A 6,194-nucleotide genomic window follows, 5' to 3' on the forward strand; every position below is an offset into this window, starting at 1 on the left:
CCGGGGGGGCTCGGGGGACCCGCGACCCCCGCCCCGGCCGTGCCGTGCTGTTCCGTCGCTCAGGAGGCGGGCACGCCGGGGGCGGCGCCGCGCTCCTGGAGCATGTCCGTCATCAGCTGGATCTCCGAGTTCTGCCCGACCACCATCGACCGGGCGAGCCGCTTCTCGGTCTCGTTCTTCGCCACGTCGACGTAGCCCTGGGCCATCTCCACCCCGCCCTTGTGGTGCTCCAGCATCAGCTGGAGGAAGAGCACCTCGGCGTCCTGCCCGCTCAGCGAACGGAGCTTGGCGAGCTGGGTGTTGGTGGCCATGCCGGGCATCAGCGAGCCGTCGTGCGCCTCGTAGGTGTGCTTCATGCCCATCCACGCCATCGGCTTGGCCGGCGAGTGCTGCGGGAGCCCCCACTGGTCGAGCCAGCCCATCATCATGCCGCGCTGGTTGGCCTGGGTGTTGATGATGTCGAAGGCGAGCGTGCGGGTGTGCCCGTCCGTGGTCCGGTCGCGGACGATGAACGACAGGTCCACCGCCTGCTGGTGGTGGGTCGCCATGTCGCGGGCGAACCCGGCCTCCGGGGAGTCGTCCGCCGGCGCGGAGGCCGAGGAGGATCCGGAGGCGGACGTGCCGCCGGCCACCAGGGCCGGCACACCGAGCGCGAGGGCGAGCGCCGCCGCCAGGGCGGCGGGCCACCAGAGCCGCTTGCGCGAGGTCGCGGGGACGAGGTCGTCGTCCCCGAACTCCTCCTCGCCCGGTGTCACGTCGGGGGCGGTCACATCGCCCCCATGGTGCAGGAGGCCCCGGGCTCCTGGGTCTGCTTGCCCTGGACGTACTTGGTGAAGAACTGCTCCACCCGCGGGTCGGAGGCGCTGTCCACGGTCAGCTGGGTGGACCAGGCGTTCAGGGTGATGGTGCCCTGCTCGTCCGGGTACGGGCTCATCAGCGAGTACGGGGTGGCCTTCACCTTGGCCGACAGGGCCTTGATGTCCTCCGGGGTGGCCTTGCTGTTGTAGGTCACCCAGACGGCTCCGTGCTCCAGCGAGTGGACGGCGCGCTCGTTCTCGACCGGCTGGTCGTAGACGGTGCCCATGCAGTCCAGCCAGATCGCGTTGTGGTCGCCGCCGACCGGCGGGGTCTGCGCGTAGGTGACCTTCTCCTTGACGTGGTTCCGGGTCAGCTCGCCGAAGGTCTGCACGCCGTCGATCGGGGCGCTGGCGGCGACCTCCTTGGCCTTCTTGTCCTTGTTGGCGTCGACCACGATCCAGGTGCCGGTGGCTATCGCGGCGATCACCAGCACGCCGGCGACCGATCCGGCGAGGACCTTGTTACGACGGTCGCGGCGCTGCTCGGCCGCGCGCAGCTCGGCGATCCGGGCGCGGCGGTCGAGACCGGCCTGCTTGGCGCCCGGCTTGTTCGACTGTGCCTTGGACTGCTTGGAGGCGGAACCCATGTGGTGTCCTTGTCCCCACCGCACATCGGGCGCGGCGGTCTGAAGAAGTGGCGGGATGGGGCGGATCCGCCGGTCCCGTCCGTCCGTCGGCCCGCACGGGAGCGCGGGCGGGTGGCACGGGAGGGCCGGCGGCGGGTTCCGCTCAGGACCGGTGTACTTGGAGTTCGTGCAGGTCGGGCGCGGGGTGCGGGCCGACCAGCAGCCCGGCGGGCACCACCCGGGGCAGTGCCTCGGGAGCCTCCGTCAGGGGCGCCGCCGCAGGTTGCGGGTGCGGCGGCGGGTTGGGGAGCTGGGCGTCCTGGGCGCAGTACGGGTGACCGGAGCAGCCGTTGTCGCGATGCGGCGGATCACCGTCGACCGAGCACCACGTCCAGTGCCGGTGGCTCTCCGCGCGGACGCGGTCGCCGACGGTCTGCGGCGTGGTGGCCGGGCCGGTGGTGGTGGTGCGGTGTCCGTGATCGGGCGCCGGGGTGGCGGCCGGTGCGTCCCGGAAACCGGTCGGCGGGCCGACCAGGGGGCCGGCCGGGGCTGCCGCCGGTGCTTCCGGCCGCTCGGTCGTGACGGCCCTGGCGTGGCCCGCGCACGGGAGCGCCGTCAGCAGTCCGGCGAGCAGCAGGATCCACAGCGCGCCGACCGGGCGACCCGCGAGTGCGGTCCTCCACGGTCGGGGTGTGCTGGGGGCCGACGCGGTCATGCGCACATTTAATCAGCCGAACGAGTGAAGCGAGCCCCCTCCCGGGTTCTCACTTTCGGTGGCCGACGGGCCGGAATCCACCGGAAACACCCTGGCCGGGGCGGTTCGGGCGAGCACGGGAGGAACGGAAACGAAACGGACGGCGAATCCGGTGATCGATATCGGTCGATGTGTGCGCGGTTGTCGTCGAAACCCGGACAGCGTCGTTGCCCTCGGAGACAATGTCGTCGAGCCCGGCCCGCCCGGGGGCGGCGCGATCACGGAGCGACCAGGAGCCGCCAGATGACCAAGCAGGGTGCACCCGCGCAGCAGCCCCGGCCGGACGACGGCTGGTGGGACACGGTCTACGCGGGCCCGGCGGGCACCCTCCCCGACACTCCGGACGCGACGCCGGGTGAGGGCAGCGTCGACGACTGGTTCGAGACGGCGGCCGGGTTGATCGGGCACCAGCGGAGCGGGGAGGACGCGGCCACGCAGCCCGAGCCCGAACCTGAACCCGGTCCCGGCCCTGGCCCTGAGGCGGCGGTCGGGGCCGATCCGGTGGCCGACACCCAGGTGCTGGAGCGGGACAGCATCGACGACTGGTTCGACACGGCGGTGGGCGTGATCAGCCCGCAGCCCTCGGACCCCGGAGAGACGCACCGCTTCCCCGCCCCGCCCTGGGCGGACGACGGGCCCGTGAAGAGCCCGGGGGCATCGGCACCGGCATCGGCACCGGCACCGGAACAGCGCCCGGCCGCGCCGCCGGAGCCGGCGTCGGAGCCGGAGCCCGCCGCGGAGCGGCCCGACCTGTGGAGACCGGAGCCGGAGCCGGAGGCCGCCCGCGTGCCGGAACCCCGGCCCCGGCCGGAACCGGCCGTCGCCGAGGAACCGGTCCCCGCCTCTGCACCGGTGCCGGTGCCCGAATCGGTGCCGGCCGTCGCCGAGCGGCCCGAGCCGGACCCCGCGCCCGAGCAGGCTCCTGCCGCTACCCCCACCGCCGCGCCCGTCCCTGCCCCCGCCCCCGCCCCCGCCCCCGCCCCCGCCCCCGCCCCCGCCCCCGCCCCCGCGCCGCGTCCCGCCGTGCGGGCAGGCCGGCCCGGTACCGCGCCCGCCGTCCCGCACGTCGGTGAGCGGCCGCCCACGTACGGGCCCGAGCCGACCGCCGTGCCGGAGGCGGACCCGGGCGCGCTGGGTTCCGTCGTCGCCGATACCGTGCTGGAGGGCGCCCAGTACGCCACCACCACCCTGCGCGCCACCTCCGTCCGCGGAGACTCGGCCCGCTACCGCGGCGAGCCGCGGCGCGACGCCCTGCTGGTGACCCGCTTCGGCGAGGGGACCGACGGCCTGCTGCTCGCCGTGCTCGGCGGCTTCGACCGGGCAGGCCCGGCCGGTGGTCCGGCGGCGGAGGAGGTCGCCGTCGCCGCCGCCGAGGCCTGCCGTCAGCTCGCCACCTCGATCGGGCGCAGCCGGACGGGCCTCGCCGCCGACCTGCGCGACGGCGCCCGGGACCGGCTCCGGTACGGCCTCCAGCGGCTCGCCACCGGCGCGTCCGCCCCGCTGCGCGCACTCGTCCCGGACCCGGACCCGGCTGCGGACCCGGCTTCGGACCCTGCTGCTGACCCGGCCTCCGCGACCGGCCCGGACGGGGAGGCCGAACCGTCCCCCGTGTCGCTGCACTGCCTGCTGGTCTCGCTCGACCCGGCGGCGGGCTACCGCGCGGCGTTCGGGGTCGGCCCGGGCGGGCTGTACCTGTTGCGCTCGGGGCACTGGATCGACGCGTACGCGGCGCGCCTGCTGCACCACCCGGACGGTCAGCCGCCGGTGCCCGAGGGACAGGTGCCGGGTGCGCGCCCGTTCCGCTTCCGGATGGTTCCGGCGACGCCCGGCGACATCCTGCTGCTCTGCACCCCGGGTCTGGCGCGGCCGATCGCCGACGAGCCGGCGGTCGCGCACTTCCTGGCCTCGCACTGGGCGCACCCGCACCCGCCGGGCACGGTGGACTTCCTGCGCCAGGTCCAGGTCCGCGCCAAGGGCTACGCCGACGACCGCACCGCCGCCGCGGTCTGGACGGAGTAGGCGCGGACCGTCCCGGCCCGGCTTCCGGCGCTCGCCCCGCTCAGGCGGGCGTCGTGCCCAGCAGGGTGCCGCAGGCGGATTCGGCGAGGTGGAGGGCGCGGGGGCGGAGGGCGCCGGGGAGCCCGAGGGCGAGCGGGACGGCGAGGCCGTCGAGCAGGGCGCGGATCTGGCTGGCACGCTCCGCGGCGTCGCCGGGGGCGAAGCGGCCGGCGGCGGTGCCCTCCTCGATCAGGGCGACGAGGTCGGCCTGCCAGGGGGCCTCGATCTCCAGCTGCCCCCGGCGCAGGTCCTCGCCGGCGGGGGAACGGCCCCACACCTCGACCCAGAGGATCCAGCGCGGGTCGCCCGGGCCCTCGGGCAGGTAGAGCGCCGTGTACCCGGAGAGCCGTGCACGGACGTCCCGGCCGCCGTCGGCGAGCAGGTCCCGGCGGCGGGCGCCGAGCTGGTCCTCGCTCCAGCGGAGGGTCTCCAGCAGGAGCTGGTCCTTGCTGCCGAAGTAGTAGAGCAGGTGGCCGGCGCTCATCCGCAGCTCCCTGCCGAGGCCGGCCATGGTGAGCTTGGCCAGCCCGTGTTCGGCGATCGCGGCCCGTGCGGTGGCGAAGACCTCCTCGCGGGGGCGTGCCGGTCGGCGGGGGCGGGCGTCCGCCATCTGTCCTGCTCCTCTGGAACCTGGGGGCGGCACGGGAGACCCGCGGGAGGCCACCACGATACCGGCCGTGTCCGGGAGGCCACGGAGGGGGACGAGGGCCGGTTCGGCCCGCGCTCCTGCGGGTACGTACCAACCACGCCGATCAACAGGACCATCCCGATCGGAGGGGATGCCCATGGCCACACTGATCGCCCTGTTCGCGGGGCTCGCGGTGATCGTGACCGGACTGTCGCTCCACCTTCGCCGCCGTCACAGCCGTCCCACCGAGAACCTCGACGGCCTGCTCGCCGAGCAGGAGCGGCTCGCCCAGCTGCGGGCCCTCCGCTCCTCCTACAGCTCGATCGCGATGCACAGCACGCACGGGCTCACCACCGACGACATCGGGAGGTACCACCGGTAGCCGCCCCCACCGCCCAAGGCCCTGGTGCCGACGACGGACGCGCGCGCCGGTCCAAGGTGCCCGGCGCGCCGCGTCGGCTGCGGAGCGGGGCCCGTGGAGGGCGGCCGGGAAAGCCAGGCCCCCGCTCGGCTGCGGCCGGCGGGGGCTCGATCGCGTCCGGGGATCAGAGCGAGGCGTACCGGGTGACGTTGGTGACCTTGCAGCTGATCTTGCCCTTGGTCTCGACCGCACCTTGCGCCTTGAGGGTGGCGGCCTGGCCGGCGGCGAGGTTGTTGGTGGCGGCCAGGCCTTCGCCGATACGCGTACCGGCCGCGTCGACGAACTCGACCTGGATCATGTAGTTGCTGCTCTTGCTGCTGCGATTGGTGACCTTGAGCTGCGCGGACGGCCAGTGCAAGGTGGCGTCGACGTCGCAGGAGGTGAGTTCGACGTCGCCTGTGGCGTCGGCGTTGCCGGGTGCTGCGGGCAGGCTCGGCACGGCGGTGGGCAGGGTCGGCACTGCGGCGGGCAGCGTGGGTGCGGGGGTGCCCGGGGCGGGGGGTGCTCCGGCGGTGGTGGCCTCGACGGCGGGGCCGGTCGGCGTGCTGGTGGTGATGCTGGGGTCGCACGCGGCCAGGCCGAGGACGGCGAGGCTGACGGCGGTGATGGAGAGGGTGGTGCGGCGCATGGGTCCCCCTGGGACACGGCGGGTCGTGGTGAGGGGACCGTATCGGCGCGCACCGGGGCCGCGACGTGGTGTGACGGAGCTGTGACCAAACTGGAAACGGTAAAGGGCCTTCCCGGCCCGTGAGTTGCCCCGGTGTCGATCCGCCGGTCGTGCCGGAACGTCCTGCTTCGGGGCCGTCGGGGGGGGGGGGGGGGGGGGGCGGGCCCCCCCCCCGGGCTCAGTTAGTGGGGTGGGGGGGGCGCGGGCGGCCACCCCCCCGGGGGCGGGCGGCGCGACGACGCG

The 6,194-nt window shown here is 75.2% G+C and carries 7 protein-coding genes; 2 read left to right on the forward strand and 5 right to left on the reverse strand.

Annotation, left to right across the window (positions count from 1 at the left end; translation table 11 throughout):
• Positions 1–59: 59 nt before the first annotated feature.
• From ACFWIC_RS03340 to ACFWIC_RS03350, 3 genes are all read right to left on the reverse strand, one after another.
• Positions 60–770 carry a DUF305 domain-containing protein gene (locus ACFWIC_RS03340; RefSeq protein WP_329952138.1) on the reverse strand — a complete coding sequence of 237 codons (711 nt, stop codon included), beginning with the start codon at positions 768–770 and terminating at the stop codon, positions 60–62.
• On the reverse strand, positions 767–1,444 hold the full coding sequence (locus tag ACFWIC_RS03345; protein WP_329881922.1) for a DUF3105 domain-containing protein: 678 nt from the start codon (positions 1,442–1,444) through the stop codon (positions 767–769). Before ACFWIC_RS03345 ends, ACFWIC_RS03340 begins: the two co-directional genes overlap by 4 nt.
• 142 nt (positions 1,445–1,586) lie before the next feature.
• Positions 1,587–2,138, reverse strand: coding sequence for a hypothetical protein (locus ACFWIC_RS03350; protein WP_329952140.1), 552 nt, complete (start codon positions 2,136–2,138; stop codon positions 1,587–1,589).
• Between the two features lie 282 nt (positions 2,139–2,420).
• On the opposite strand from ACFWIC_RS03350, the gene ACFWIC_RS03355 reads away from it, so the two are divergent.
• The gene (locus tag ACFWIC_RS03355; RefSeq protein WP_380515397.1) at positions 2,421–4,196 is read left to right on the forward strand and encodes a hypothetical protein; all 1,776 of its coding nucleotides are present in this window, start codon (positions 2,421–2,423) and stop codon (positions 4,194–4,196) included.
• Positions 4,197–4,236: 40 nt separating this feature from the next.
• Here the strand turns inward: ACFWIC_RS03355 and ACFWIC_RS03360 are convergent, their stop codons facing one another.
• Positions 4,237–4,845 carry a TetR family transcriptional regulator C-terminal domain-containing protein gene (locus ACFWIC_RS03360; RefSeq protein ID WP_380515400.1) on the reverse strand — a complete coding sequence of 203 codons (609 nt, stop codon included), beginning with the start codon at positions 4,843–4,845 and terminating at the stop codon, positions 4,237–4,239.
• Positions 4,846–5,020: 175 nt separating this feature from the next.
• Between ACFWIC_RS03360 and ACFWIC_RS03365 the strand changes: the two genes are divergently transcribed.
• Positions 5,021–5,245 carry a hypothetical protein gene (locus ACFWIC_RS03365; protein ID WP_329952143.1) on the forward strand — a complete coding sequence of 75 codons (225 nt, stop codon included), beginning with the start codon at positions 5,021–5,023 and terminating at the stop codon, positions 5,243–5,245.
• Positions 5,246–5,408: 163 nt separating this feature from the next.
• Here ACFWIC_RS03365 and ACFWIC_RS03370 read toward each other — a convergent pair whose 3' ends face one another.
• Positions 5,409–5,912, reverse strand: a complete 504-nt coding sequence (locus ACFWIC_RS03370; protein WP_380362940.1) for an FxLYD domain-containing protein — start codon at positions 5,910–5,912, stop codon at positions 5,409–5,411.
• Positions 5,913–6,194: the final 282 nt, after the last annotated feature.

Origin of the sequence: Kitasatospora sp. NPDC127035 (genome assembly GCF_042726075.1) — a bacterium.
Lineage (GTDB): Bacteria > Actinomycetota > Actinomycetes > Streptomycetales > Streptomycetaceae > Kitasatospora.

Excerpts from the sequence above, each read along its gene's own strand:
- ACFWIC_RS03345 (WP_329881922.1), bottom strand. The coding sequence starts at position 1,444 with ATGGGTTCCGCCTCCAAGCAGTCCAAGGCACAGTCGAACAAGCCGGGC.
- ACFWIC_RS03350 (WP_329952140.1), bottom strand. The coding sequence starts at position 2,138 with ATGACCGCGTCGGCCCCCAGCACACCCCGACCGTGGAGGACCGCACTC.
- ACFWIC_RS03355 (WP_380515397.1), top strand. The coding sequence starts at position 2,421 with ATGACCAAGCAGGGTGCACCCGCGCAGCAGCCCCGGCCGGACGACGGC.
- ACFWIC_RS03360 (WP_380515400.1), bottom strand. The coding sequence starts at position 4,845 with ATGGCGGACGCCCGCCCCCGCCGACCGGCACGCCCCCGCGAGGAGGTC.
- ACFWIC_RS03365 (WP_329952143.1), top strand. The coding sequence starts at position 5,021 with ATGGCCACACTGATCGCCCTGTTCGCGGGGCTCGCGGTGATCGTGACC.
- ACFWIC_RS03370 (WP_380362940.1), bottom strand. The coding sequence starts at position 5,912 with ATGCGCCGCACCACCCTCTCCATCACCGCCGTCAGCCTCGCCGTCCTC.